At 56.1% G+C, this 25701-nt stretch carries 24 protein-coding genes; 19 read left to right on the forward strand and 5 right to left on the reverse strand.

Annotated elements, in window-relative coordinates:
- Window positions 1–22: 22 nt before the first annotated feature.
- The 4 genes from AC2TEM_RS09145 to coxB form a co-directional block, all read right to left on the reverse strand.
- Window positions 23–598 (reverse strand): cytochrome c oxidase assembly protein, encoded by a 576-nt coding sequence (locus AC2TEM_RS09145; protein WP_170397318.1) that lies wholly within the window; start codon window positions 596–598, stop codon window positions 23–25.
- Window positions 598–759 (reverse strand): hypothetical protein, encoded by a 162-nt coding sequence (locus AC2TEM_RS09150; RefSeq protein ID WP_170397320.1) that lies wholly within the window; start codon window positions 757–759, stop codon window positions 598–600. The genes AC2TEM_RS09145 and AC2TEM_RS09150 overlap by 1 nt, the downstream gene beginning before the upstream one ends.
- Window positions 756–1712, reverse strand: coding sequence for a heme o synthase (gene cyoE / locus AC2TEM_RS09155; RefSeq protein WP_170397322.1), 957 nt, complete (start codon window positions 1710–1712; stop codon window positions 756–758). The genes AC2TEM_RS09150 and cyoE overlap by 4 nt, the downstream gene beginning before the upstream one ends.
- A 74-nt stretch (window positions 1713–1786) precedes the next feature.
- Window positions 1787–2698, reverse strand: coding sequence for a cytochrome c oxidase subunit II (coxB, locus tag AC2TEM_RS09160; protein WP_170397324.1), 912 nt, complete (start codon window positions 2696–2698; stop codon window positions 1787–1789).
- A gap of 176 nt (window positions 2699–2874) precedes the next feature.
- Between coxB and tldD the strand changes: the two genes are divergently transcribed.
- From tldD to AC2TEM_RS09185, 5 genes are all read left to right on the forward strand, one after another.
- Entirely contained in the window at window positions 2875–4296 is a 1422-nt protein-coding gene (tldD, locus tag AC2TEM_RS09165) for a metalloprotease TldD (RefSeq protein WP_170424283.1), read from the forward strand.
- A 241-nt stretch (window positions 4297–4537) separates the two neighbouring features.
- A complete protein-coding gene (gene dprA / locus AC2TEM_RS09170) occupies window positions 4538–5674 on the forward strand; it encodes a DNA-processing protein DprA (protein WP_170424285.1) in 1137 nt (378 codons plus the stop codon).
- A 169-nt stretch (window positions 5675–5843) separates the two neighbouring features.
- On the forward strand, window positions 5844–8468 hold the full coding sequence (gene topA / locus AC2TEM_RS09175; RefSeq protein WP_170424287.1) for a type I DNA topoisomerase: 2625 nt from the start codon (window positions 5844–5846) through the stop codon (window positions 8466–8468).
- 92 nt (window positions 8469–8560) lie between these two features.
- Window positions 8561–9265 carry a CoA transferase subunit A gene (locus AC2TEM_RS09180; protein ID WP_170404323.1) on the forward strand — a complete coding sequence of 235 codons (705 nt, stop codon included), beginning with the start codon at window positions 8561–8563 and terminating at the stop codon, window positions 9263–9265.
- On the forward strand, window positions 9265–9891 hold the full coding sequence (locus tag AC2TEM_RS09185; RefSeq protein ID WP_170424289.1) for a 3-oxoacid CoA-transferase subunit B: 627 nt from the start codon (window positions 9265–9267) through the stop codon (window positions 9889–9891). The genes AC2TEM_RS09180 and AC2TEM_RS09185 overlap by 1 nt, the downstream gene beginning before the upstream one ends.
- A 45-nt stretch (window positions 9892–9936) precedes the next feature.
- Here AC2TEM_RS09185 and AC2TEM_RS09190 read toward each other — a convergent pair whose 3' ends face one another.
- Window positions 9937–10803 carry a transglycosylase SLT domain-containing protein gene (locus tag AC2TEM_RS09190; protein ID WP_170424291.1) on the reverse strand — a complete coding sequence of 289 codons (867 nt, stop codon included), beginning with the start codon at window positions 10801–10803 and terminating at the stop codon, window positions 9937–9939.
- 352 nt (window positions 10804–11155) lie between these two features.
- Here AC2TEM_RS09190 and AC2TEM_RS09195 point away from each other — a divergent pair, with 352 nt between their 5' ends.
- From AC2TEM_RS09195 to AC2TEM_RS09260, 14 genes are all read left to right on the forward strand, one after another.
- Window positions 11156–11350: a hypothetical protein gene (locus AC2TEM_RS09195; protein WP_170397337.1), complete on the forward strand. Its 195-nt coding sequence runs from the start codon at window positions 11156–11158 to the stop codon at window positions 11348–11350.
- Between the two features lie 94 nt (window positions 11351–11444).
- Window positions 11445–11627, forward strand: coding sequence for a hypothetical protein (locus AC2TEM_RS09200; RefSeq protein ID WP_170424293.1), 183 nt, complete (start codon window positions 11445–11447; stop codon window positions 11625–11627).
- A gap of 168 nt (window positions 11628–11795) precedes the next feature.
- The gene (gene cpaB / locus AC2TEM_RS09205; protein ID WP_170424295.1) at window positions 11796–12677 is read left to right on the forward strand and encodes a Flp pilus assembly protein CpaB; all 882 of its coding nucleotides are present in this window, start codon (window positions 11796–11798) and stop codon (window positions 12675–12677) included.
- A gap of 196 nt (window positions 12678–12873) precedes the next feature.
- On the forward strand, window positions 12874–14280 hold the full coding sequence (locus tag AC2TEM_RS09210) for a type II and III secretion system protein family protein (protein ID WP_170397343.1): 1407 nt from the start codon (window positions 12874–12876) through the stop codon (window positions 14278–14280).
- A gap of 17 nt (window positions 14281–14297) precedes the next feature.
- Window positions 14298–14924, forward strand: a complete 627-nt coding sequence (locus AC2TEM_RS09215) for an OmpA family protein (protein ID WP_170397345.1) — start codon at window positions 14298–14300, stop codon at window positions 14922–14924.
- Window positions 14925–15125: 201 nt separating this feature from the next.
- On the forward strand, window positions 15126–16358 hold the full coding sequence (locus AC2TEM_RS09220) for a CpaE/TadZ family protein (protein WP_170424297.1): 1233 nt from the start codon (window positions 15126–15128) through the stop codon (window positions 16356–16358).
- Window positions 16359–16375: 17 nt separating this feature from the next.
- A complete protein-coding gene (locus AC2TEM_RS09225) occupies window positions 16376–17815 on the forward strand; it encodes a TadA family conjugal transfer-associated ATPase (RefSeq protein ID WP_170397349.1) in 1440 nt (479 codons plus the stop codon).
- Between the two features lie 12 nt (window positions 17816–17827).
- Window positions 17828–18796 (forward strand): type II secretion system F family protein, encoded by a 969-nt coding sequence (locus AC2TEM_RS09230; protein ID WP_170397358.1) that lies wholly within the window; start codon window positions 17828–17830, stop codon window positions 18794–18796.
- 11 nt (window positions 18797–18807) lie between these two features.
- Window positions 18808–19785, forward strand: a complete 978-nt coding sequence (locus AC2TEM_RS09235; RefSeq protein WP_170397360.1) for a type II secretion system F family protein — start codon at window positions 18808–18810, stop codon at window positions 19783–19785.
- Window positions 19786–19837: 52 nt separating this feature from the next.
- Entirely contained in the window at window positions 19838–20380 is a 543-nt protein-coding gene (locus tag AC2TEM_RS09240) for a tetratricopeptide repeat protein (protein ID WP_480503818.1), read from the forward strand.
- Between the two features lie 30 nt (window positions 20381–20410).
- The gene (locus AC2TEM_RS09245) at window positions 20411–21262 is read left to right on the forward strand and encodes a tetratricopeptide repeat protein (protein ID WP_170397362.1); all 852 of its coding nucleotides are present in this window, start codon (window positions 20411–20413) and stop codon (window positions 21260–21262) included.
- A 3-nt stretch (window positions 21263–21265) separates the two neighbouring features.
- Window positions 21266–21811, forward strand: coding sequence for a prepilin peptidase (locus AC2TEM_RS09250; protein WP_170397363.1), 546 nt, complete (start codon window positions 21266–21268; stop codon window positions 21809–21811).
- Window positions 21812–21927: 116 nt separating this feature from the next.
- Window positions 21928–23235: an ATPase gene (locus AC2TEM_RS09255; RefSeq protein ID WP_170397365.1), complete on the forward strand. Its 1308-nt coding sequence runs from the start codon at window positions 21928–21930 to the stop codon at window positions 23233–23235.
- 49 nt (window positions 23236–23284) lie between these two features.
- Window positions 23285–25696: a ligase-associated DNA damage response DEXH box helicase gene (locus AC2TEM_RS09260; protein WP_480856148.1), complete on the forward strand. Its 2412-nt coding sequence runs from the start codon at window positions 23285–23287 to the stop codon at window positions 25694–25696.
- The last annotated feature ends 5 nt before the right edge of the window (window positions 25697–25701 follow it).

The raw sequence follows: 25701 nt of genomic DNA on the forward strand, positions 1-25701 counted from the left end.
CAGCGTCCCTCACCTACAGGCGTTAGTTCTTGTTTGTCTCAGCCTGCACGTCAAGGGCGGCATAGCCCTCGGGCAGATCAATCTCATAGAATGTATACGACAGCGTGATCGTATGCACATATTTTGCTTCGGGATCTTCGATCAGTTCGGGATCGACGAAGAACGTAACGGGCATCTCGACTCGCTCACCCGGCTCCAACACCTGTTCATCGAAGCAGAAACAGGCGATTTTCTGAAAATACCCCCCGGCGGAATAGGGCGCCACGTTGTAGGACGCCTGCCCTGCGACGGGCTTGTCGGTTGGATTGTACGCTTCGTAGAACGCCAGACCTGTCTCACCGATACGTATTTTCATCTCGCGTTCGACGGGCTTGAATTCCCACGGCATACCCTTGGCCTTGGAGGCATCAAATCGGACTGTCACCACTTGGTCGAGAATGTCATCAGGGGCTTTCTCGGCAACCCCCGTGGTCCCTCCATACCCCGTGACCCGGCAGAACCAATTATAAAACGGCACCGCTGCCCATGCCAAACCGCCCATAAGGACGACGACGCCGACCAGTTGCGCGACCGTTTTCTGTGGCCCCGTCAACTTCATCAGTTCTGCACCTGCTGCGTCGCCAGACTAAAATCTGTGTTCGAGACCTTGACGACTGTCAGGCCGAAGATGATCACGATGAACGCGGCCAGTGTCAGGCCGACGCCCAGATTGCGGCTGAACCGTCTTTGGTGAAGTTCGTGAGTTTTGCGCAGGCTCATGACCAGCCTCCTAATCCGTAAGGTTTCAACAGGGCCTCGACGAGGATCGCGCCGAAATGCAGAAACAGGTACAGCAGCGACAGTTTGAAGAAACTGCGTTCGACCTTGAAGTTGTCGGCCTCCGAATCGTCTTCGTTTCGACGAGAAATCTGCCAGGCCCCCCGCAGAAACAAGCCATTCAGAACCAGCGCAACGACCAGATAAATCGGGCCTCCGATATCCGAGAACGCAGTCCCCACCGCCAGCAACGCCAGCAACGCGGTATAGACCAGAATGTGCCAGCGCGTTGCACGGCGGCCGTGCGTGACGGTCAACATCGGCACCCCGGCATCGTCATAGTCCGAGCGCATGAACAAGGCCAACGCCCAGAAATGCGGAGGTGTCCACATGAATGTCAGGGCAAACATCAACCACGGTTCGAGCGTCATCGAGCCAGTGGCCGCGACCCATCCGATGACCGGCGGGAACGCCCCCGCGGCACCACCAATGACGATGTTCTGAGGCGTCGAGCGTTTCAGCCACATCGTGTAGACGACAACATAGAAGAAAATAGTGAAGGCCAGAAACGCCCCTGCAAACCAGTTGGTTGCCAAACCCAGCATAATCACGGACAGGCCAGACAGAGCCAGACCCAGCGCCAATGCCTCGCCTTCTTCAACTTTGCCAGAGGGGATTGGACGGCCTTTGGTGCGCTTCATCACGCGGTCGATATCCGCGTCCCACCACATGTTCAGGGCGCCGGATGCACCGCCACCAATAGCGATGAACAGGATGGCGCAGAAGCCAACAAACGGATGTATCGGAACAGGAGCCGCAAGTAGTCCGACCAAAGCCGTGAATACGACCAGCGACATCACGCGCGGCTTCAGCAGGGCGAAATAATCACCAAAGCTGGCCTCGTCCGCGCGGGTCTGCGCAGAGACGGTGCTGGCATTGAAGCTTGCGTCGCTCATATCCGGTCCTTTTCGGGGCAAAAGCTGCGCGATTTCCGCGCAGCCCGCATGTGTTTACCTAGGCCGCAAAGGGCTTAGTTCGAGGCCACTTGGTAGGAAGCAGGCTGACCTGCATATTCTTCAAGCGCGCCCTGCAGCCACTGTTCATATGCCTCTTCGCTGACCACTTTGACAGTGATTGGCATATAGGCATGGTCTTTACCGCACAGCTCAGAGCACTGTCCGAAATAGACGCCTTCCTTGTCTGCTTCGAACCACAGTTCGGCCAGACGACCAGGAACGCCGTCCTGCTTCACGCCGAACGAAGGAATGGTCCAGGAATGGATCACGTCCGATGCAGTAACCTGCATCACGACAATCTTGCCGACCGGAACAACGACCGCGGTGTCGGTGGCGAGAAGCCATTCGTCTTCGCCATAGCCTGCATCGGCCAGCTTCGCCCGCATCGCATCGTCCAGAACAAACGGTGTTACGTCGGCATCCGCCGGGCGCGCGCCCTCGTCGAGGGTGGCCGGGTGGCCCAGAAGATAGCTATCGAAGGCAAAGTCATGATCGACATATTCGTAGGTCCAGTACCACTGGTTCCCCACGACTTTGATGGTGATGTCGCCTTCAGGAATTTCCTGCTGTTTGAACAGAACCGGTAGCGAGAACGCTCCGATGAAGACCAGAATCAGGATCGGGCCCAATGTCCATGCAATCTCAACCGGAGTGTAATGCGAGAACCGAGCCGGGTTCGGGTTTACGCGCTGGTTGTAGCGTACGATGCAGTAAACCAGCAGACCCGCAACAAACACACAGATCGCGGTGATGATCACCAGAATCATGTTGTCCAGCGACTGAATCCCTTCAGCAAGGCTGGTGGCAGCAGGCTGGAACCCCATGCCGCCGTCAACCGGCTTGCCAATAATCTCAAGCTCCTGAGCCATGGCGGGAAGGCTGGAGAGGGCCGTAGCAAGCCCGGAAAGCATCAAAGCATTCTTCATTTTCTGTCCTGATCGTTTGATCTTTGCGTCTCTCGCGAAAAGGTGTGAATCGGTCGCACCTCTCCCGTTGTCTTTGGCCGCGTTAAAAACCATATTCCGTCGGGTAGATAAAGCAAAATGCTTGCGTCAAACAGACGCTATTTTTGATCTGGATCAAACCCGAAAGGTCACAACTGATGACTCAGGCCCCGTTTCGCCCGTTTGAAAGCGTTCTTCCCAAGGATGAAGCGCTTGCTGTACTGAAGGCTGCAACTGATGGCGCCGAGGATGGGGAACTGTTCGTAGAACGGCGCAAATCCGAATCTTTGGTGTTTGATGACGGCCGATTACGCACGGCCTCTTACGACGCTTCCGAGGGATTCGGTCTTCGCGCGGTGCAGGGTGAAGTGGCTGGATACGCGCATTCAACGGATGTTTCGATTCCCTCTCTGAAGCGTGCAGCCGAAACCGCGCGGTTGGCGGTCGGCGATGGTGGTGGGACGCTGGCCGGGCCACCACGTGCCACCAATACCAGGTTATATACCGATGAAGACCCGATCGAATCCGCCGCCTTCCCGGTCAAAATCGAGACACTGCGCGAGATAGACGCTTTTACCCGTGATCTGGATTCCCGGGTTGTGCAAGTCAGCGCCACGATTGCCGCTGCAGTGCAGGAGGTCGAGATTCTTCGCCCCGATGGTGTGCAGGTGCGCGATATACGCCCGATGACCCGCCTGAACATCTCGGTTATCGTAGAACAGAACGGCAGACGCGAAAGCGGTTCTGCCGGAGGTGGCGGTCGCGTGGGGCTGGATGGCTTGATCGATCCCTCAGACTGGCAAGATAAGGCGCGTGAGGCTCTGCGGATCGCGATGGTCAATCTGGATGCCGTCCCTGCACCTGCCGGCGTGATGGAAGTCGCGTTGGGCCCCGGATGGCCCGGCATTCTGTTGCACGAGGCCATCGGCCACGGGCTTGAAGGTGATTTCAACCGCAAGGGCAGTTCCGCTTTTGCCGGGCTGATGGGGCAGCAGATCGCTTCGAAAGGTGTAACAGTCGTGGATGATGGGACGATTGCAGACCGACGCGGTTCGATATCAATGGATGACGAAGGTACACCCAGTTCGCGTACAGTTCTGATCGAGGATGGAATCCTCACCGGATATATGCAGGACCGACAGAACGCACGCCTGATGGGCGTTTCTCCAACCGGGAACGGCCGGCGTCAAAGCTACGCCCATAAACCGATGCCGCGCATGACCAATACGATCATGTTGGGTGGCGATGCCGATCCGGCCTCGTTGGTGGCAGATATCAAAGACGGCATCTGGGCTGTGGGCTTCGGCGGTGGCCAGGTCGACATCACCAACGGCAAGTTCGTGTTCTCCTGCACCGAGGCATATCGTGTCGAGAACGGCAAGATCGGCGCTCCGGTCAAAGGCGCGACGCTGATTGGCGACGGCCCCTCGGCGCTAAAACGCATTCGTGGGCTGGGCAATGACATGGCGCTGGATCCCGGCATGGGCACATGTGGCAAGGATGGGCAATGGGTGCCGGTCGGTGTCGGCCAACCTACCGTTTTGATGGATGGGCTGACTGTGGGCGGCTCTGCCACCTGAGTCGGCTCAAAAGAAGAATCAAGGCGCGAAGGGTTAACACACTACCCTTCGCGTCAAATCAAAAACTCATCCATGGACTATGTGTGCCAAGAAAATTCGCACGAATTTTCTCTTTTTCTTTCAATGAGATAATCATCTCTCCGAGGGTTGGGTTCGAAAAATACCGATCTAGTTTTATAAGATTCACAGGCTGTTAACCCGCTGCACCGTAAACCAGTTTTGCAATCAGGCGGAGCATCGGATGACCGAAGAGCAGCTTTCTTCCAATCACCCCCCACTCCCACCCACCACGGAAGAGGACCGGTTTTCCTGGCTCCGTCTGTTGCGCTCACGCAAAGTAGGGCCGGCAACATTCCGGCGCTTATTGCGCGAACATGGCTCGGCGCAGAACGCGCTGGCCGCGTTGCCGGAAATGGCGCGCGCTGCCGGGATCGAGGATTATGAAATCTGCCCGCCCGGCGTAATTGAGGCGGAGCTCAAGGCCGCAAAGATCGCCAAAGCGCGGCTTTTGTGCCTTGGGGCCGCCGATTACCCTTACGCGTTATGTGACCTTTCGGATGCGCCCCCGATGCTTTGGGCAATCGGCGATCCGTCGATCTTGAAACGCCGGGCAATTGCCATGGTCGGGGCACGGAACTGTTCTTCACTGGGCGCGCGCATGGCGCGGGCGTTGGCGACGGATCTGGGTAAGCAAGACTATGTCGTGGTCTCGGGGCTTGCCCGCGGCATTGACACCTCGGCGCACCTCGCCACGTTGGCGACCGGTACTGTGGCAGTGTTAGCAGGTGGGGTAGATGTGATTTATCCGGCCGAAAATGCCGATCTTGCGCGAGATATCGCAGAAACCGGTCTTCGCCTGTCTGAACAACCGATGGGCACAACACCTCAGGCACGACATTTTCCGCGCCGCAATCGCATTATCTCGGGTCTGGCGCAGGCAGTGGTCGTTGTCGAGGCCGCGGCGAAATCCGGCAGCTTGATCACCGCGCGGGACGCCCTGGACCAAGGGCGCGAGGTTCTGGCCGTGCCCGGCCATCCCTTTGACGCCCGCGCGGCAGGATGCAATCTGCTGATCCGAGACGGGGCTATACTCGTCCGCAATGCAGAAGACGTGATTGATGCTTTGCCCAAGCAACAGCTACAATCCTCCGCCCAACAAATCCTACCCCTTGGACCCGAGGCAGACACAGCCGAAATCACGCCCCAAGCCTTGCACGAGGCGATTCTGACTCGACTTGGCCCATCTCCGATCGCGGAAGACCAGTTGATCCGGGACATCGCAGCATCTGCGGGCGAAGTCGGCCCTGTGTTGGTCGATCTGGAGCTTGAGGGCAAGATTCAGCGGCAACCAGGCGGCCTGCTGTCACTTTGCGCCTAAGCTATCGAACGGATTCGACACCGGATTTCGCGAGCGGTGCGGCCAGAACCGGCTTGAATTCAGAGTATTTTTAGTAGTGAAAACGAACGCATTGACAATTCGATCTTGCCCCACACATTTTGCACGGTCATACAAAGCGCAAAATCCGTCGAGCGAGGATTCCTCTTAAATGCCCGTAGTTGTTGTAGAATCTCCGGCCAAAGCAAAAACGATTAATAAGTATCTTGGCCCCGACTACACCGTTTTGGCCTCATATGGCCATGTGCGGGACCTGCCGCCGAAGGATGGGTCGGTCGATCCCGAGCATGAATTTTCAATGAAATGGGAGGTCGGCAATGACAGCCGTAAGCATGTCAAGGCGATCGCCGACGCTCTGAAAGAAGACAACGCACTGATCCTCGCGACCGACCCTGATCGAGAAGGCGAGGCAATCAGCTGGCACCTCCAAGAAGCGCTGACCAAGCGGCGTTCGATCAAGAAGGATACGCCAGTCAGCCGTGTGACGTTCAACGCGATCACCAAGGACGCCGTGACCGAGGCGATGCAGAACCCGCGTGAGGTCGATATGCCGCTGGTCGAGGCCTATCTGGCCCGCCGCGCGCTGGACTATCTGGTAGGGTTCAACCTGTCGCCCGTTCTGTGGCGCAAGTTGCCGGGTGCCCGTTCAGCGGGGCGCGTGCAATCGGTCTGCCTGCGCCTCATCGTCGAACGCGAGATGGAGATCGAAGCCTTCAAGCCGGTCGAATACTGGTCGGTCAAGGCTGTGTTCGAGACGCCTAGGGGACAAACCTACGAGGCGCGTCTAGTCACGCTGGCAGGCAAGAAACTGGACAAGCACGATCTGGCCAACGCAACGCAGGCTGAGCTGGCGGTTCAGGCGATCACCAGCCGTGATCTGAGCGTGACGTCCGTCGAGGCCAAGCCTGCCGCGCGCAACCCCTCTGCTCCGTTCATGACGTCGACCTTGCAGCAAGAAGCCAGCCGCAAGTTCGGCATGGGCGCACGCCATGCAATGCAGGTGGCCCAGCGGCTGTATGAGGCCGGATACATCACCTACATGCGAACCGACGGCATCGACATGGCCCCCGAGGCCGTGGCGGCAGCGCGCAATGCAATCGCCGACCGTTATGGTGCGGAATACGTGCCAGACAGCCCACGCATGTACAAAAACAAGGCCAAAAACGCTCAGGAAGCACACGAGTGTATTCGCCCGACAGATATGTCGCGCGATGCCAAGGCGCTGAAGGTGACCGATGAGGATCAGCGCAAGCTTTATGATCTGATCTGGAAACGCACCATTGCCTGTCAGATGGCTGCCGCACGGCTTGAACGCACGACTGTCGAGATTACCAGCACGGACGGTCAGGTTGGCCTGCGCGCCACCGGTCAGGTGGTGCTGTTCGATGGCTTCATGCGCGTTTACGAAGAAGGCCGCGATGACGTGGTCGACGATGACGACAAGCGCTTGCCACAGATCATGCAGGGCGATCCCGCACGTTTTGCCAAGACCTCGCTGCGTGATCAGTTTGCCAAGGCCACCGCCGACTCGGAAAAGGCCGCCATTCTGGCCGAGAACGAATCCGTTCTGGCGCTGCAGCATCACACCCAACCGCCGCCGCGCTATACAGAGGCCACGCTGGTCAAACGGATGGAAGAGCTGGGGATCGGGCGTCCGTCGACCTATGCCTCGATTGTCACCACGATTCAGGATCGTGAATATGTACGTAAAGACAAGAATCGGCTGATCCCCGAAGAAAAGGGCCGGATCGTCACCATCTTCCTGCTGAATTTCTTTCGCCAGTATGTGGGCTACGAGTTCACCGCCAATCTGGAAGAAGAGCTTGACGACGTCAGCGCAGGTGAACGCGACTACAAGGATCTGCTGGGCAAGTTCTGGCGCGATTTCTCTGCCGCGATTGGTGAGACATCGGAGCTACGTATCTCGGAAGTGCTGGACAAGCTGGACGAAGCGCTGGCACCGCAGCTGTATCCGCCGCGTGAAGATGGCTCGGACCCGCGCATTTGCCCGAAATGCGGTGTTGGCCAGTTACATCTGAAAACTTCGCGCACCGGCGGGTTTGTCGGTTGTGGCAACTATCCTGAGTGCACTTATACCCGTCCGATCGCTGGTGAGGGCGCGGAAGGTGACGAGCGTTTGCTGGGCGAAGATGGGGGCGATGAGATCTGGCTGAAATCCGGTCGATTTGGGCCATATGTCCAGCGTGGAGAGCCCACGCCTGAGAACAAGAAGCCTCCTCGTGCGTCCCTGCCCCGTGGCTGGAGCAAAGACGACATGGATCTGGAGAAAGCTCTGACGCTTCTGTCCTTGCCCCGTCAGATCGGCGAGCACCCCGAAGGCGGCATCATCAGTTCGAACTTTGGTCGCTTTGGACCTTATCTAATGCATCAGTTGGCCGACGAGGCAAAGCCTGTCTACGCCAACCTCAAAGACCCGAACGATGTGTTTGAGATCGGCATGAACCGCGCCGTCGAACTGTTGGCCGAAAAACGCGCCAATCCAGGTCGCGGACGTCGGGCGGCCGCGAAGCCGCTGAAAGAGCTGGGCGACCATCCCGACGGCGGCGCGATGCAGGTGTTGGACGGGCGCTATGGGCCGTATGTGAAATGGGAAAAGGTCAACGCGACGATCCCCAAAGACATCAAGCCCGAGGATGTGACCCAGGAAATGGCCATCGAACTGGTCAATGAACGCGCGGCCAAGAAAGGCACAAAGAAAAAGGCAGCCCCCAAGAAGAAAGCTGCTGCCAAGAAGACCACCAAGAAAGCAAGTTAGGTAGAAATACCACCTGCCCCTTGGATTCGTTGACTTCCCCGTGACGTGGCGGCACAAATCGGCCCAACACCATGTCATTGGGGGAGTTTTCCATGAAGAAAATCTATGACAATGCCGATGAGGCGCTCGATGGGGTGATATCGGACGGCATGCTGATCGCCGCGGGCGGCTTTGGGCTGTGCGGTATCCCGGAAATGCTGCTTGAAGCGATCAAGGCCTCAGGCGCGAAGGATCTGACATTTGCCTCGAATAACGCAGGTGTGGATGATTTTGGCATCGGCATCCTGCTGCAGACTAAGCAGGTCAAAAAGATGATCAGCTCTTACGTTGGGGAAAACGCCGAATTCATGCGCCAGTATCTCAGTGGAGAACTGGAGCTGGAATTCAATCCACAAGGCACACTGGCCGAGCGGATGCGGGCCGGTGGCGCTGGCATCCCCGGGTTTTACACCAAGACGGGCGTAGGAACGGTGATCGCGGAAGGCAAAGAGCACAAGGACTTCAACGGCGAGACCTATATCATGGAGGAAGGCATCTTCGCCGACCTCGCGATCGTAAAGGCGTGGAAAGCCGATGACACCGGGAACCTCGTGTTCCGCAAGACCGCCCGCAACTTTAACGTGCCCGCAGCGACTTGCGGCAAGATTTGTGTGGCTGAGGTTGAAGAAATCGTCCCGCGCGGCTCGCTGGACCCGGATGGCATCCACCTGCCCGGCATCTATGTGCATCGCATTATCCAAGGCAGCCACGAAAAGCGCATCGAACAGCGCACCACCCGCAAGAAGGAGGACGCATAATGCCCTGGGATCGCAATCAGATGGCCGCACGTGCGGCAGAAGAGCTGGAAGACGGCATGTATGTGAACCTCGGCATCGGTATTCCGACGCTGGTGGCGAACTATGTAGGGGACAAGGACATCACCCTACAGTCCGAAAACGGTATGCTGGGCATGGGGCCTTTCCCGTTTGAGGGCGAGGAAGACGCTGACCTGATCAACGCAGGCAAGCAGACGATTACCGAACTGTCCCGCACCTCTTACTTCGATAGCGCGACCTCGTTCGCCATGATCCGAGGCGGTAAGATCGCTGCTGCGATTTTGGGTGCGATGGAAGTGGACGAGAAAGGAGACCTCGCCAACTGGATGATCCCCGGCAAGCTGGTCAAAGGTATGGGCGGTGCGATGGATCTGGTCGCTGGCGTTGGTCGCGTGATTGTAGTGATGGATCACACCAACAAGCATGGTGATTCAAAAGTGCTGAAGGAATGCACGCTGCCTCTGACTGGCCAAGGCGTTGTGGATCGCATCATCACCAATCTGGGTGTTCTGGATGTCGTCGAAGGCGGCCTGAAGATCGTCGAACTGGCCGATGGCGTCAGCGAGCACGAGATGCGAGGAGCGACTCAGGCAACAATCGTAGATTGACTTCAGGCCAATGAAACATAAGGCCCGCTGCGACGCGGGCCTTTTTTAGTTCGAAGTCTGAAAAATGCAGGGGTCCGAAACGAACTGCGGTGTTGTTGTACAAAGAGCACTCGCGACCTGAAACGCGGCCAGAACCTTGGGCACGTAGTCTCTGGTCTCGGCATAAGGTGGCACACCACTATGCTTGCGCACGGCCCCTTCGCCGGCATTGTAACCTGCTAAAACGAGAATCGGGTCATTGTCGAACTCGTTCATGAGCCAATGCAGGTATTTGACCCCACCTTCGATATTCTGTTCAGGTTTCAGGCTGTCCTCTACCCCAAAACGTTCGGCGGTAGCTGGCATCAATTGCATCAAGCCCTGCGCCCCGGCAGAACTGACAGCCTGTGTGCGGCCCGCAGATTCTACCGAGATAACGGCCAGGACAAGTGCGGGTGAGACATTGGTCCCTACGGTCGAACGTAGAATATCCACACCTCGCTTTTCTGCGATGTCTTGCAAGGTCTGCAGACGCGGCGCCGCGACACCCGTGGCAGTAAGCGCTTGAACGGCCTCTCTCAGCCTACCTGCGCTGGCCTGCGCCAGATCGGGGGATACCCGGCTCCAGAATGCTTTATAAGAGCCAACTGGCTTGGTCGCCCCCGCAATCTTCTGAGGAACCGATGGGGGCGGCTTTGCGATAGCGGCAATCTCAGGCACTTCCAGCTTGGCGCCAGTGCTGGGGGCTGATGGTGATGCTGCATGTTGTTCGGGCGTGATCTGAATCGTCACGCGCGGACGTGTCCCCGGTTTAGGGGCCTTTATGCGCTTATAGACGCCGCGCGGCTCGGTTTCGGTTGCAGTGACAGGAATTGCACCCGCCATCAGAAACACCGCTGCACCGGCGCATATTACTGCGTCCCGGAAATACATTTGCCTGCCTCGATTTCTTATCTTTTGAAGCATTTTGAACATCATAACGGCCCGCAACACCAGAAAAACCAAGCGAATTGGGGCAATTTCGCCTCAATTGCCGCCATTTTGCATCGCCCACGCAACGGAAGTACAAAAAAGGTGTGATTTTTTTTATTTATTTCCAATTAGTTACTAAATTCACCAACAAAAAATTAAGCTTTGAGCAAAAAAATATTGGTTTGGCCCAATTCCTGCCACGCACAGGGGTCAAACATATATCCATACCGAGACGATCGGGAGCGGACTGAGAGAGAAAGCTCTGAAAGACGCCGAGGTTAATTAATTTTTGATCCTTTAGGAGGGACATAACATGATCAAGTTCATCAAGAACTTCCGCAAAGACGAAGACGGCGCCGTAACTGTAGACTGGGTCGTTCTGACCGCAGCTGTTGTTGGCCTGGCAGCCGTTGCTTACAACCAGATTCACAATGGTGCCAGCAGCCTGGCAGGCAACATCGATGACGCTCTGGGTTCGGTAACTGTGACAGTTCCGGATACCGAATAATCTGTTATCGGTCTAGCATAACAACTTGGGGCCATGTCTTTACTCAAAGGCGTGGCCCCTTTGTTTTCAGAAGAGAGCGATCCGGTATAGTCCAATGTTAAAAAGAGTATATAGTTTCCGAACCGATGAGACCGGCGCGATAACCGTAGACTGGGTGGTTTTAACTGCTGCAATCGCAGGTCTCGCCGCAATAATCTACTTCATCCTGAGCCAAGGACTTCTAACAGCGGGACAGCCGATCGCAAATGTAGAAGTAGAAGAGATGGTCTTTGAGTAGCGCGGGCCCGTTCCCATTTACTAGCGAAACGGCAACCCTGCGAATAAGCGTATTTTCTGCCAAAAATTACCGGGATTGTCCGCTTTTTCGACACAATTGAAAAATATCTTGGATCCTGAATCGATGTGACTTCAAGAGTCGCGGTCTACGGAAAATAAAGAGGGACAAATGCGAGCTGTTTTTGGACTTGTTCTTATCATCGGGGTCGCGTTGGCCGGTGGTGCTGTCTATATGGCACGCGAATACATCACGGACAATCAGGCCAAACTTGCACAGGAACGCAAGTTGCGCGAAGAGGCGCTTGCCAATGCGCAGGCGGGCATCGTCCCGACCGTAGGCGTTTTGGTTTCGAATCGCTCCTTCAAATACGGCGAACGTTTGAACCAGGAAGATATCCGCGTCGTTCAGTGGCCTGAGGATGCGATTCCCGAGGGTGCCTTCGTGGACATGACAACCCTATTCCCGGAAATCAAAAACAATGAACGATTCGTTCTCCGCGCGATGGAGAAAGACGAAGCGATTATGGAAGTCAAAGTCACCAATCCAGGCGAGACTGCTGGCCTCAGGTCACAATTGCCCAAGGGAATGCGCGCATTTGCGATAAGCGTTGATGTGGCATCTGGCGTATCGGGCTTTTTGCGCCCGGGCGATACGGTGGACGTGTATTGGACCGGCTCATTGCGTGGCACCAGCGATTCTGGCCGCGGTGAGATTACTCGTTTGGTACTGACGAACATCGAATTGGTCGCTGTTGATCAGTCGGCGGGTCTGGATGTGACCGGCACAACCATTGCTCGCACGGTCACAGTTGCAGCGACGCCACAACAGATCGCCGCTTTGGCACAGGCTCAGAACACGGGTCGCATGTCGCTGGCACTGGTTGGCGCTCAAGATGACAAGGTGGCAGAGGTGGTTGAAGTCGATCAGCAGTCTTTGCTTGGCATTGAAGAGAGGGCCCCGGCCCCCGTCGCGGCTCCGGAGAAGGTCTGCACAATCCGCACCCGTCGTGGCGGCGAGACCGTAGAGACCCCAATTCCCTGCACAAACTAACTAAGTTTCAGACCTTTACGAGACAAAGACCGCGCATTTTGCGCGGTCTCTTTCTTTGTGTTGTTGCGCATAATCCACATAAGGAACTTTCCAGAAACCATTGATTATTGCAATAAATCTGGTTCTGTCGCAGGGTTTCATAGCATAGGGCATAAGACCCAAAAAAAATCGAGTGGTGATCGGAGAGGCAGGTCACATGACAATACGTTCCTGGATCAGCGCAACCCTGCTGGGGTTGTCGCTAGTTGTGAGCCCAATCGGCGATGCCGCTTGGGCCCAAAATCTTCGCGTGGTTAAAAAGGGTACGGCGGAAACGCTGGATGTCCCCGTAAATCGCGCAATCGTGGTGGAGAGCGAACAACCGTTCGCAGACATCAGCATTGCTAATGCAGGCATAGCGGATATTTCGACCCTGTCGGACCGCACTATCTATGTTCTCGGTCGGGCACCGGGTACAACCACCCTGACAATGTTCGACGGCGCGGGTAATCTGATTACCAACGTGCGTGTGCGTGTTTCCCCTGATGTTTCGGAATTCAAAGAACGCTTGCGTCAGATTCTTCCGAGTGAGCGAATCGAGGTTCGGACCGCCAATGATGGGATCGTCTTGTCGGGAACAGTTTCCAGCAGTGCCAAACTGGCGCGTGCGCTTGAGTTGGCAGAACGGTATGCCCCTGAACGTGTATCGAACCTGATGAATGTCGGTGGCGTGCAGCAGGTCATGCTGAAAGTGCGCTTTGCGGAAATGAACCGCTCTGTAGCCAAAAACTTGTCGGCATCGTTGGGCTTTGGCGGTGGCGACACCACTGCGGGCTTCAATTCCTTGAATAACCAGGGCGCACTGAACAACGCACTGGCGAACAACATCCCGTTTGTTCAGACAAATTCCGGTGCCATTCTGTTCGGTTTCGGCGCGGGGTCGACACAGGTTAGACTGCTTTTGGAAGCCCTTGAAACCAAGGGTTTGGTTCGCAGCTTGGCAGAACCGAATCTTTCTGCACTGTCTGGCCAAGAGGCGGAGTTCCTTGCCGGTGGTGAGGTGCCAATCCCAGTACCCCAAGGCGACGGTGTCGTTGCGATCGAGTATCGTCAGTTTGGCGTACAGCTGCTGTTTGTTCCGCGCGTCGTCGATGGCAACCTGATCAACCTGGAACTGGGTGCATCAGTATCGAGCATCGACCAGAGTGCGAACTTCACGATCAACGGCGACAATGTTCCCAGCTTCATCACGCGTCAAACCCGGACAACCATCGAGTTGCGCGACGGTGAGAGCTTTGCCATTGCAGGCCTAATCCAGGATGATTTCACGGATCTGAACAGCCAGGTTCCCTGGCTTGGCGATGTGCCTGTATTGGGCGCGTTGTTCAGGAGCGCTCAGTATCAGCGTGAGCAGAGTGAATTGATCATCATCATTACCGCGCATCTGGTGTCGCCCACTCGTGGCGAGGCGCTTGCCCTGCCGACCGATCGTGTGAAACCGCCCAGCGAGTTCGATCTGTTCGTAAACGGCAAGATCTCTCGGACTGAACGCGCCGGAAATGGTGCAGCCTCTGAAGTTGCCAATCAGGATTTTGGCACCTCTTACGGCTACGTGCTGGACTGATAGAGAGGATAGAACCAATGGAAAAGTGGATCATCACACTGGGTCTTTCGGTTGCTGTCGCCGGTTGTACACGCGAGGCCGGGTACGAAATCGATCAGGGCACGTTTGGTAACGCTACACTGAACAACATTCAGGTCATGAATGGTGAGTTGACGTATGGCCAAATCCTCGCGCGGCGTTTCGCTGCCGAGGTGCCAACACAGATCAACTTTGCATTCGATAGCGCGCAATTGGACGCTTCGGCGCAACGAATCCTGTTGCAGCAGGCGGCCTGGATCAAACAGTTCCCCGAGGCGCGGTTCCGTGTCTATGGGCACACGGATGCCGTTGGCTCTGAGGCATATAACAAGCGACTGGGCCAGCGCCGCGCCAATGCCGCCGTTGCATTCCTGACACGACAAGGAATATCGCGCTCACGGTTGGAAGCCGTTGTTTCCTTTGGTAAATCCAGGCCGTTGGTTGCCACCCAAGATCGGGATCGACGCAATCGGCGGACAGTGACCGAGGTATCCGGCTTCTTCGACCGGCATCCAAATATTCTGGATGGAAAATATGCGGACGTGATCTATCGCGAATACATCTCAAGCGCGATCCCGATAAGCGATATCCAACGGCAAGAAGACGCCGGTGGTACCAGCGACTAATAAATAGGAAATGGGCGGCATTGTCGCCCATTTCCCTACAATTGGTTCTTTTGCGCCCAATTCTTGCCTAACTTCCAAGCCACTTTGTGAACAATTGGGTGACCTGCGGCCAAAATCGACCGCATCGGGCGACAGCATACCAGAACTGAAACTTCTCGCGTTCAAATGGTTTGCTCAGCCCTCTCGATGAGGATTGTGTTAATGACAAGCGCGACGCCGCAAGACGATAATAACGCCATTTTGGCCTGCACCATCAGCCGTGATGTCCAGAACTTCGACCTTTTGATCGAGGATATGGAAGCTGCGCTGGGCGAACGCTGGGGTGATCTTGGATTTGCCGAAGCGCTTGCGTTCTTTAGCCAACCCGAAGCCAAGACGCTTCAATTTGTAGCGCTGGCGCTGGACGGCGATGACGAAGACAACCTGACACTGATGGGTGAGATCATCACTCAGGCCAAGGAAAAAGGCATCAAGGTTGTCTTGATCGCCGAGGATGTCACCCCTGCCGCATTGCATCAGCTGCTACGCAGAGGTGCGGACGAGTTTGTCCCCTACCCGCTTCCCGAAAATGAACTTCAGGAAGCCATCGATCGTATGCAACAACCCGATCCGGTTGTGGCACCACAAGCAGCGCCTACTGCGACGAACGGCTCCTCGAAAGAAGGGGCGCTTTTTGTCGTGCAGGGCCTGGCAGGTGGTGTCGGTTCTACAACCATGGCGGTCAATCTGGCATGGGAACTTGCAACGGTTTCAGCCAAAGAAGCCCCGAAAGTGTGCCTGATCGATCTGGATCTGCAATACGGCACAGTTTCGACCTATTTGGATCTGCCTCGTCATGAAGCCGTGTTCGAAATGCTCTCAGATACGGATTCGATGGACGAAGACTCTTTCGGACAGGCGCTCCAGACGTTTGAAGAGAAGCTGCAAGTTCTAACAGCACCATCTGACATGGTGCCGCTGGACATCATCACGCCTGAGGACATTCAGCGAGTGATCGACACCGCACGCGCGAATTTTGATTATGTCGTCATAGACATGCCAAAAACACTTGTTCACTGGTCAGAAACGGTTCTGCAGGCCGCCCATGTCTATTTTGCGTTGCTTGAGCTGGATATGCGCTCGGCCCAGAACGCATTGCGTCTGAAACGGGCACTGCAGGCCGAAGAATTACCCTTCAACAAACTGCGGTTTGCTATGAATCGGGCTCCGAAATTTACCGATCTCAACGGTAAAAGCCGGGTGAAACGTATGGGCGAAAGTCTGGGTATTTCCATTGATTTGCTTCTGCCCGATGGCGGCAAACCCGTCATGCAAAGCGGCGACCACGGTTTACCGCTGGCAAATTCAGCGGCCAAGAACCCGCTGCGCCGGGAAATCGCCAAATTGGCTCAATCGCTTCATAGCCTTGGCAGTAGTGACGCCGAAGCCGCATAACTCAAAGGGGAGCTGCCGTGTTTTCAAGATACAAAAAACAGCCTTCGGCACAGCCGGTTGAAACCCAGGCGTCGAAAGTCGAGGCCCCGGCAGCAGCAGCTGCGGCACCAGCTGCCAACGCAATTGCGCGCAAGCCGGTCAAGAAAAAGGCGGCAGAAGTTGTTGGAAACGACAAGGAACGCAAGCGCAAGGAACGGCTGGGCGAAATCAAGCTTGAGCTGCACCGCGAGCTTCTTGAAAACCTGAACCTCGCAGCCCTTGAAAAAGCTGAAGAATCAGAACTGCGGACAGAAATCAGCGCGATTGCCAGCGAAGTTCTGGAAGCCCGCAACATCGTTCTGAACCGTGAAGACCGCAGCCAGCTAAACAAAGAGCTTTATGACGAGGTCACCGGTCTCGGGCCGCTGGAAGCGCTGCTACAAGACGACTCGGTCAACGATATTCTGGTCAACGGCCCCCAGCAGATTTTTGTCGAACGGGCCGGTAAGCTTGAGATCAGCGACATCACGTTCAAAGACGAAAAGCACCTGATGCGGATCATCGACAAGATCGTTTCTGCCGTTGGTCGCCGTGTCGATGAATCCAACCCGTATGTTGACGCCCGCTTGGCTGATGGCTCACGTTTCAATGCGATGGTGCCGCCGATCGCGGTGGATGGTTCGCTTGTTTCCATTCGTAAGTTTAAGAAAGACAAGCTCGGCATCGACGATCTGGTCAATTTCGGTGCGTTTACCGAAGAAATGGCAGCCTATCTGCAAGCCGCTGTGTCGACCCGTCTGAATATCATTGTTTCGGGCGGTACCGGTTCCGGTAAAACGACAACGCTGAACGCGCTGTCGAGCTTTATCGACGACGCCGAGCGCATTCTGACCATTGAGGATACGGCGGAACTTCAGCTGCAGCAGACCCATGTGGGTCGGATGGAAAGCCGTCCGCCCAACGTTGAAGGCAAAGGCGAGGTCAGTCCGCGCGATTGTTTGAAAAACGCCCTGCGGATGCGCCCCGACCGCATCATCGTGGGCGAGACCCGTGGCGCCGAAGTAATCGATATGCTGCAGGCCATGAATACCGGCCACGACGGATCAATGACCACGATCCACGCCAACTCGGCCCGTGACGGTATTTCGCGTCTTGAAAACATGATCGCCATGGCGGGGATCGAAATGCCGATCAAGGCGGTCCGCAGCCAGATCTCGTCGGCTGTGAATCTGATCGTTCAGGCCAGCCGTCTGCAGGATGGTTCGCGCCGGATGACATCAATCACCGAAATTACCGGCATGGAAGGTGACGTCATCTCGATGCAGGAAATATTTAAATTTCAACGTGTTGGCCTGACCCCCGACAACAAGATCATCGGTCATTTCACCGCCACAGGTGTGCGCAGCCACTATTCCGAGCGCTTCCGTCTGTGGGGCTTCGATCTGCCCGCCTCGATCTACGATCCAACCACGATGTAGGAGAACCAAGATATGCAACTGCCTGTCGAGGCGCTCATCTACATCGTGATTTTCGTTGGGGTCTTTGCCCTGGTCGAAGGTATATATCTCGTCGCATTCGGAAAATCGATAAGCCTGAACAGCCGCGTCAATCGCAGGCTGGACATGATCGATAAGGGCGTCGGGCGCGAGCAAGTACTGGAGCAGCTGCGCAAGGAAATGCAGCAGCACATGAAGTCGCAGAGCATACCGCTCTACTCGCTATTGGCAGACAAGGCGCAGAAGGCGGCGATCGCCTTCTCTCCTCGGCAGTTGATTGTGATCATGGCGCTGGTTTCAGGGCTGGCTTTTGTAGGTTTGAGCGTAGGAACAGCGACCGAACCGACGCTTCGGGCGGCTCTATCGGTCGCGATCGGGGTCGGAGCGGTGTACGCTTGGGTCAATAACAAAGCCAATAAACGTATGGCCTTGATTGAAGAACAATTGCCCGACGCGGTGGAACTGATGGTTCGGTCACTTCGCGTCGGAAACCCATTTGTTTCTTCGATCCAAATCGTTGCTAACGAGGTCGAGGACCCCCTTGCGACAGAGTTCGGTGTTATCTCGGATGAATCCGCTTATGGCCGGGATGTCGGTGAAGCACTCAAAGATATGGCAGAGCGGCTGGACATGCAGGATTTACGGTTTTTGGCCGTCGCCGTTTCGATCCAGCAGCAATCGGGGGGTAACCTTGCCGATATTTTGGCTGGATTGGCCAAGGTGATCCGCGCGCGTTTCCGACTGTTCCGCCGGGTGAACGCTATCACCGCCGAAGCCAAATGGTCAGGTAAATTCCTGTCGGGTTTCCCGGTCGCCTGTCTTCTGTTCATCATGGTTAAGGACCCGAACTACTACGACGCCGTAATCGACGATCCGCTTTTCATTCCGGCATGTTTCTTTGTCGGCATCACGCTGACCCTGAACCTGATCGTCATGCGTATCCTGACCGACATTAAGGTTTAAGAGGCCCAAAGATGGAATTTTTGAACCAGATCAATGAGCTGTTGAAGCAGAACTTGGGTGAATTCGGTCCGCTGATTGTCGTGGGCGTTTTGGGATTGTTCATGATCCTGGTCACAATCCCGCTGATGCTGAACCAGCCGGAAGACCCACTAAAGAAGTTGCAGCGGTCAAATTCACCGCCAAAAAACAACAAGAAAGAAAAGAAAGAGCGTCTCAGAACAGCCAGCCGGAACGAACAGCTTGAGAAGTTCGCCAACTTTCTCGAACCAAAGAACGAAGAAGAGTATACCGCCGTTCAACTCAAGTTGAGGCAAGCCGGCTATCAGTCCAAGGATGCGGTTCGTTTCTATCACTTCGCTCAGTTCGCATTGGGCATAATCGGGATCCTGATCGGCGTCTCGCTGGTTACCGTGTTTGCGGGCGATCAGGAATTTGACTCGACACAAATCCTCATTCGCGTTCTGGGACCTGGTATTGCGGGTTACTTCGTGCCCAAATACTGGATCACGCGGCGCGTAGAGGAACGCAAGGAAGCGATCGTAAATGGTTTCCCTGATACGCTCGATCTGATGTTGGTATGCGTCGAGGCCGGGCAGTCCTTGGATCAGGCCATTGTACGGGTCGCGTCTGAGATGAAAGCATCTTACCCAGACATCGCGCTTGAGTTCGAGGTTGTCGCCTACGAAATGAAAGCCGGTAAAGAAAAGGACACCGTTTTGCGCGACTTCGCGACGCGATGCGGCGTTCAGGACGTTAGTGCGTTCGTCACCGTGATGATCCAATCAGCGACATTCGGGACATCCATTGCCGAAGCGTTGCGGGTTTATGCCGATGAAATGCGTGACAAACGCGTGATGCGCGCCGAAGAGGCAGCGAATAAGTTGCCAACCAAAATGACGCTTGCGACAATGATGTTGACCGTCCCTCCTCTGCTGGTCATCCTTGTTGGACCTTCGGCAAAAGGTATTATGGAGTTTGGAAACCGATAACGCCTTCCCGCTTCTTCGCTGGGTTGCCAAATCAGGTTGTTGGCACCTTCGTATGACAATTCCGGCCGCCATGGTTTTCACCATGGTGGCCTCTTGCACTGAAACAGGCGCGACAGACGATCCGTTTGCCCCTGGCGTCGATCCTGATGGGCCTGCGGTAGATGAGGTGACGGTCGGAAACCGATTGATGGCGGCGGGCGAATATGAGCTTGCACTTGAATCCTTCACCCGTGCCGCGTTGCAACAGGGTATGACCCCGCAAATCCTGACTTCGCTTGGGACAGCTAATTTGGGATTGCGCCGGATTGGCCAAGCTGAACCGCTATTGCGTCGTGCTGTCGAGGACGATCCCGAGTGGCCTGTGGCATGGAACAACCTGGGTGTCTTCTTGGTGGAAACGGGCGAATATGCCGAAGCCGCGCAGATGTTCCGCAGAGCCTATGCGCTGGACAATGGCGAAAGTGACGCAATCCGCGACAATCTGCGGTTAGCACTCGCAAAAATGGAAAATCCTGTTAATAATACCCCTCAAGAACAAGAATTTGAACTGGAGCAGCGCGGCAACGGGCAATTTGTTCTGCGTAAAATCCAGTAATAGAGGCAGAGCAGTAAAGGACGCACAAAAATGCGCCAACCCTTCTTGATTCCGACGATGCTGGCGTGCGGGCTGGTTTTGGCCGCCTGCGCAAAGGAAACCGAAGAGGAAAAGGTTGAACGTACTTTTCAGGAAGTGAACGTTATCGACGAGACCAACCTGAATGACGTGATGCTGAATGCGGCCGATCCCAATGAGGCGGTGACCTATTTCCAAAGTGCGGCCGCCAAGAACCCCGACCGCATCGACCTGCAACGAGGACTAGCGATCACGCTGACCCGTGCCAAGCGCAGCACTGAAGCTTCCGCCGCGTGGAAACGAGTGCTGAGCATGAAAGGGGCCAACAACGCCGACCGTGTCGAATACGCTGATGCGCAGATTCGCAGCGGCAACTGGGACGGCGCAAAGGCGACATTGGACAAGATCCCCCCTACATATGAAACCTTTAAACGGTATCGGCTTGAAGCGCTGGTGGCAGATGCCAAAAAAGACTGGAATCGCGCCGACCATTACTACGAAACCGCGGTGGGCCTGACGACCCGCCCTGCCGGAGTCATGAACAACTGGGGCTATTCCAAACTAACGCGCGGGCAATATGCGGAAGCCGAGCGGCTGTTTACCGACGCCATTAGGCAGGACAATTCTATGTTCACCGCCAAGAACAACCTTGTTCTGGCGCGCAGCGCGCAAGGCAACTACAGCGTCCCTGTTGTCCCAATGACGCAGACCGAACGGGCGAAACTGTTGAACACCATGGCCATTTCAGCCGTGAAACAGGGGAATATCAACCTGGCCAAGAACCTCTATCGCGAGGCGATTTCCACCCACCCGCAGCATTATGACGAGGCGGTCCGCTCGCTTCGGGCCCTTGAGGACGCCTGATCCATGATCATACCAGCGGCAGCGGCGGCCTGGTTTCTACCTTTTGTTCTGCCGATCTGTTTCTACGTTGCCTTTACGGATATGCGTGAGATGCGGATCAAGAACCACGCTGTCGTCGCGCTGGCGGTTGTTTATCTCATCGTCGGGCTTATCGCATTGCCACCGTGGTCCGGTCCGTGGATCCCCGGCAACATCGGGCCGTTAACCCTGACCCTGCCTGTCTACGGATGGCAGCTGCTTCACATGGTTGTCCTTCTTGTTATCGGCATCGTGCTAAATGCAGCTGGTGTGATGGGGGCCGGAGACGCGAAGTTCTGTGCCGCAGCCGCAGCGTTTGTCTGGGTCGGTGACCTGATGTGGGTCATGGTGATTCTGACGGCAACTCTGCTGGGAGCGTTCTTTGCACACCGGTTGGCGAAATACACCCGGCTGCGCCAGATCGCACCACATTGGGAAAGCTGGGATCGCGGCAAACAGTTCCCTATGGGTCTGACGCTGGCTGGCAGCCTCGTTGTTTATTTGATTTTGGGCATAATCCACGGATCGTGAACAATCATCAGCGCGCCTTGCCCGCGCCTTTGTCCTGCCACAAATCCGCGCCAAATTCTTCCAAAGCGGCCCCGCAAGGGCCTTTTGCGTGATTTTTGGATGGACGAGCCCCGCTCATGAATATGCAGACCTCCTCTGTGATTGCCCCCCCTGCCCCTAAAGGCCTGGGAGAAATGCAACTTCCGCTGGTGATGATGCGGGACATTCTGTTGAAGACCGTCTTTCGCAAGAACGTGGATACGGTCAGCGAAATTGCGGGTGCCATCTGTCTGCCCGGGTCCGTGACACAGGAACTAGTTGATATCGCACGCGAGCAGAAACTGCTTGAAGCGACCGGGACTCTGAACGCCAACTCCGGCAATGAAATGGGCTATCAGCTGACCGATGCGGGCAAAGCGCGGGCGTTGGACGCGTTGAGCCAGTCTGAATATTTCGGTGCGATGCCGGTGCCGCTCGATGTTTACCGCGAGCAGGTCAAGCGCCAGTCGATCCGCAACATTCAAGTCACTCGCGACCAGCTAACTGGCGCGATGGGCCATCTTGTTCTGCCCGACAGCCTGCTGGATCATCTGGGCCCGGCGGTCAGCGCCGGTCGCTCAATTCTGATGTATGGCCCTCCGGGCAATGGTAAATCCTCGATCTCGAACGGCATTCGTGATGCTTTGGGGGACAACGTCTATGTTCCGCGCGCAATCGAATATGCCGGTCAGGTGATTACGGTCTACGATCCGATCGTGCACACCGCGATCGAGCAAGAAGAGGACGATCCCAACAGTCTGCGCCGTCGCAAGCGGTTCGACACTCGCTATGTTCAATGCGAACGTCCCACCGTTGTGACTGGTGGTGAACTGTCACTGAGCATGCTGGATTTGGTCTACAACCCCACCGCGCGTACCTATCAGGCGCCTTTGCAGCTGAAATCCACCGGCGGCATCTTCATCGTGGACGACCTTGGACGTCAGGCAGAGCCCCCTCAGGCCCTGATCAACCGCTGGATTGTTCCGCTTGAAGAAAGCAAGGATATCCTTGGCCTGCAATCGGGTGAGAAGTTCGAAGTACCATTCGACACGCTGGTTATATTTTCGACCAACTTCCACCCGAATGAGATTTTCGACCAAGCGGCCCTGCGCCGGATTTTCTTCAAGATCAAAATCGACGGCCCGAACCAAGAGAACTTCCTGAAGATCTTTGCCATGGTCGCCCGCAAGCGCGGTATGCCACTAGACGAGGCGGCGTTGGTGCATTTGCTGAAGGTCAAATACCCGACCATCAACAACATCTACGCAAACTATCAGCCGATCTTCCTGATCGACCAGATGATCTCAATCTGCGAGTTTGAGGGTATCCCTTATCAGATGAGTCCGGACCTGATCGACCGAGCCTGGGCCAACATGTTCGTGAAGGAAGAAAAGATCATTCACTGATCCCCTTGTCCTGGTTTCCATGGCCTGAGGGCTGCGCTAGGTTTGCCGGATGGTGCAGATTCCCCCGGCAATCCAAAACTGGTTTTCGAACAAAGGCTGGTCGATTCATCCACATCAGCAAGAAATGTTTGAGCGGGCGAATGATCCCGCGACCCTTCTTATCGCTCCAACTGGTGGCGGGAAAACCATGGCCGGGTTTCTGCCTTCCCTGGCCGAGTTGGCGCTGGGGCAGCATGACGGATTGCACACGCTTTATGTGTCTCCTCTCAAGGCGCTGGCAGCGGATATCAGGCGCAATCTGCGCGTTCCCGTCGAGGAAATCGGCCTACCAATTCGGATCGAAGATCGCACCGGCGACACATCGGCCACGCAGAAGAAACGCCAGCGCGCCGATCCTCCACATATCCTGCTGACCACGCCCGAAAGTCTGGCGTTACTTACTTCATACGAAGATGCTCCGCGCATGTTTGCTGGGGTCCAGCGCATTGTTGTCGACGAAATACATGCACTGGCAGAAAGCAAACGGGGGGATCAATTGATGCTGGCGCTGGCACGAATGCAGACACTCTGCCCCGATCTGCGCCGCGTAGGCTTGTCCGCCACGGTTGAAGACCCCGAAGGCATCGCACGATTTCTAGCCCGCAATCCCGATCCTTGCCGAATTATTCAGGCTGATCCCGGCCCTGACCCCGATATCTCGATGCTGCAAACACAAGAGATGCCGCCATGGTCGGGCGGTGGCGCAGCCTATTCCATCCCCGCTGTGATGGAGCAGATCAAAAAGCACAAGACGACACTTATCTTTCACAATACTCGGGCGCAGGCCGAGATTTTCTTTCACAACCTCTGGCTCGCCAACGACGACGCTCTGCCCATTGGCATTCACCACGGCAGCCTGGATCGGCAACAACGCGAACGGGTCGAGGCCGCGATGGTCAGGGGTGATCTGAGGGCAATTGTCTGCACCGGCAGCCTCGATCTGGGGATCGACTGGGGCGATGTGGATCTGGTGATCCAGATCGGCGCGCCGAAGAACGTCAAGCGGCTGGTGCAGCGGATCGGGCGCGCAAATCACCGCTACAATGCCCCTTCCAAAGCTATTCTCGTCCCAGCCAACCGGTTCGAAGTGGTCGAATGTGTTGCTGCACTGGAAGCTGTGCAAGAACATGATCTGGATGGCGACCCCCGCGGGCCAGGACCCAGGGACGTTTTGTGCCAGCATATTCTGATCGCCGCCGCAGCGGGACCGTTTGATGCAGATGCACTCTACGCCGAAATGACGGCTGCCGGGCCTTATGCGCAGATCACCCGTGCTGAATTCGATGCCTGTTTGGAATTCTGCGCCACCGGTGGATATGCCCTGCGAGCCTATGATCGGTGGCAGAGGCTTCAGCAGCGCCCGGATGGAGCCTGGCAATTGCGCGACCCGAGGGCGGCACAGCGTATCCGCATGAACCTTGGCACGATTCAGGACACCGACACGCTGAAGGTTCGGCTTAAGCGCAATCGCGGGGGCAAGCCTCTGGGTGAGGTAGAGGAGGGATTCGCGGCCTCGCTAACCCCTGGTGATACCTTTCTGATCGGTGGTCAGATCGTCCGCTATGAGGGTCTGCGAGAGATGGTGGTCGAGGTCAGCCGCCGCGCTGACCGCAAGCCCAAGATCGCGACCTTTTCGGGTACTAAGTTCGCCACGTCCACCCAGCTGAGCGACCGAATCCTACGGATGTTCGCACAGCCGGATTGGCCTCAACTGCCCGGACATACTGCCGAATGGCTGGGTCTTCAGCGCGAGATATCACGCCTGCCGCAAAGTGACCGCCTGTTGATTGAGAGCTTCTCTGACAGGGGGCGCGAGCATCTATGCGTCTACGGATTTGCCGGCCGCAATGCGCAACAGACGCTGGGCTTGCTGTTGACCAAACGCATGGAGGAAACCGGCCTTGCGCCGCTGGGATTTGTAGCCACTGACTATGCCACCTTAATCTGGGGGCTGGATGCGGTGACCGATCCGCGCCCACTATTTCAGTTGGACGCGCTACGAGAAGGATTGGAGACTTGGCTGGCGGGTAACGCCGTGATGAAACGCACATTTCGTGCTTCGGCCACAATCGCGGGGTTGATCGAACGCAACACTGGTGGGCAGCGCAAGAGTGGTCGGCAGGCGACATTTTCGTCAGATATCCTCTATGACACCTTGCTGAAATACGATCCTGAGCATCTGCTGATGCAAATCACCCGCGAAGAGGCCATGCGCGGGTTGGTCGATTTCGGACGGATCGAAGCCATGGTCGCCCGGATCGGAGACCGGATTGACCTGCTGCGGCTAGACCGCGTCTCACCCCTGGCGGCGCCTCTGTTCCTCGAAGTTGGCAAAGTCCCCGTCAAGGGCGAAGCCGAGGAACGCCTGCTTGCGGAAGAAAGTGCCCGGTTGCTGCAGGCGGCCGGATTGCAACCGGCATAAACCAC

This window comes from Ruegeria sp. HKCCD3925, assembly GCF_057221175.1.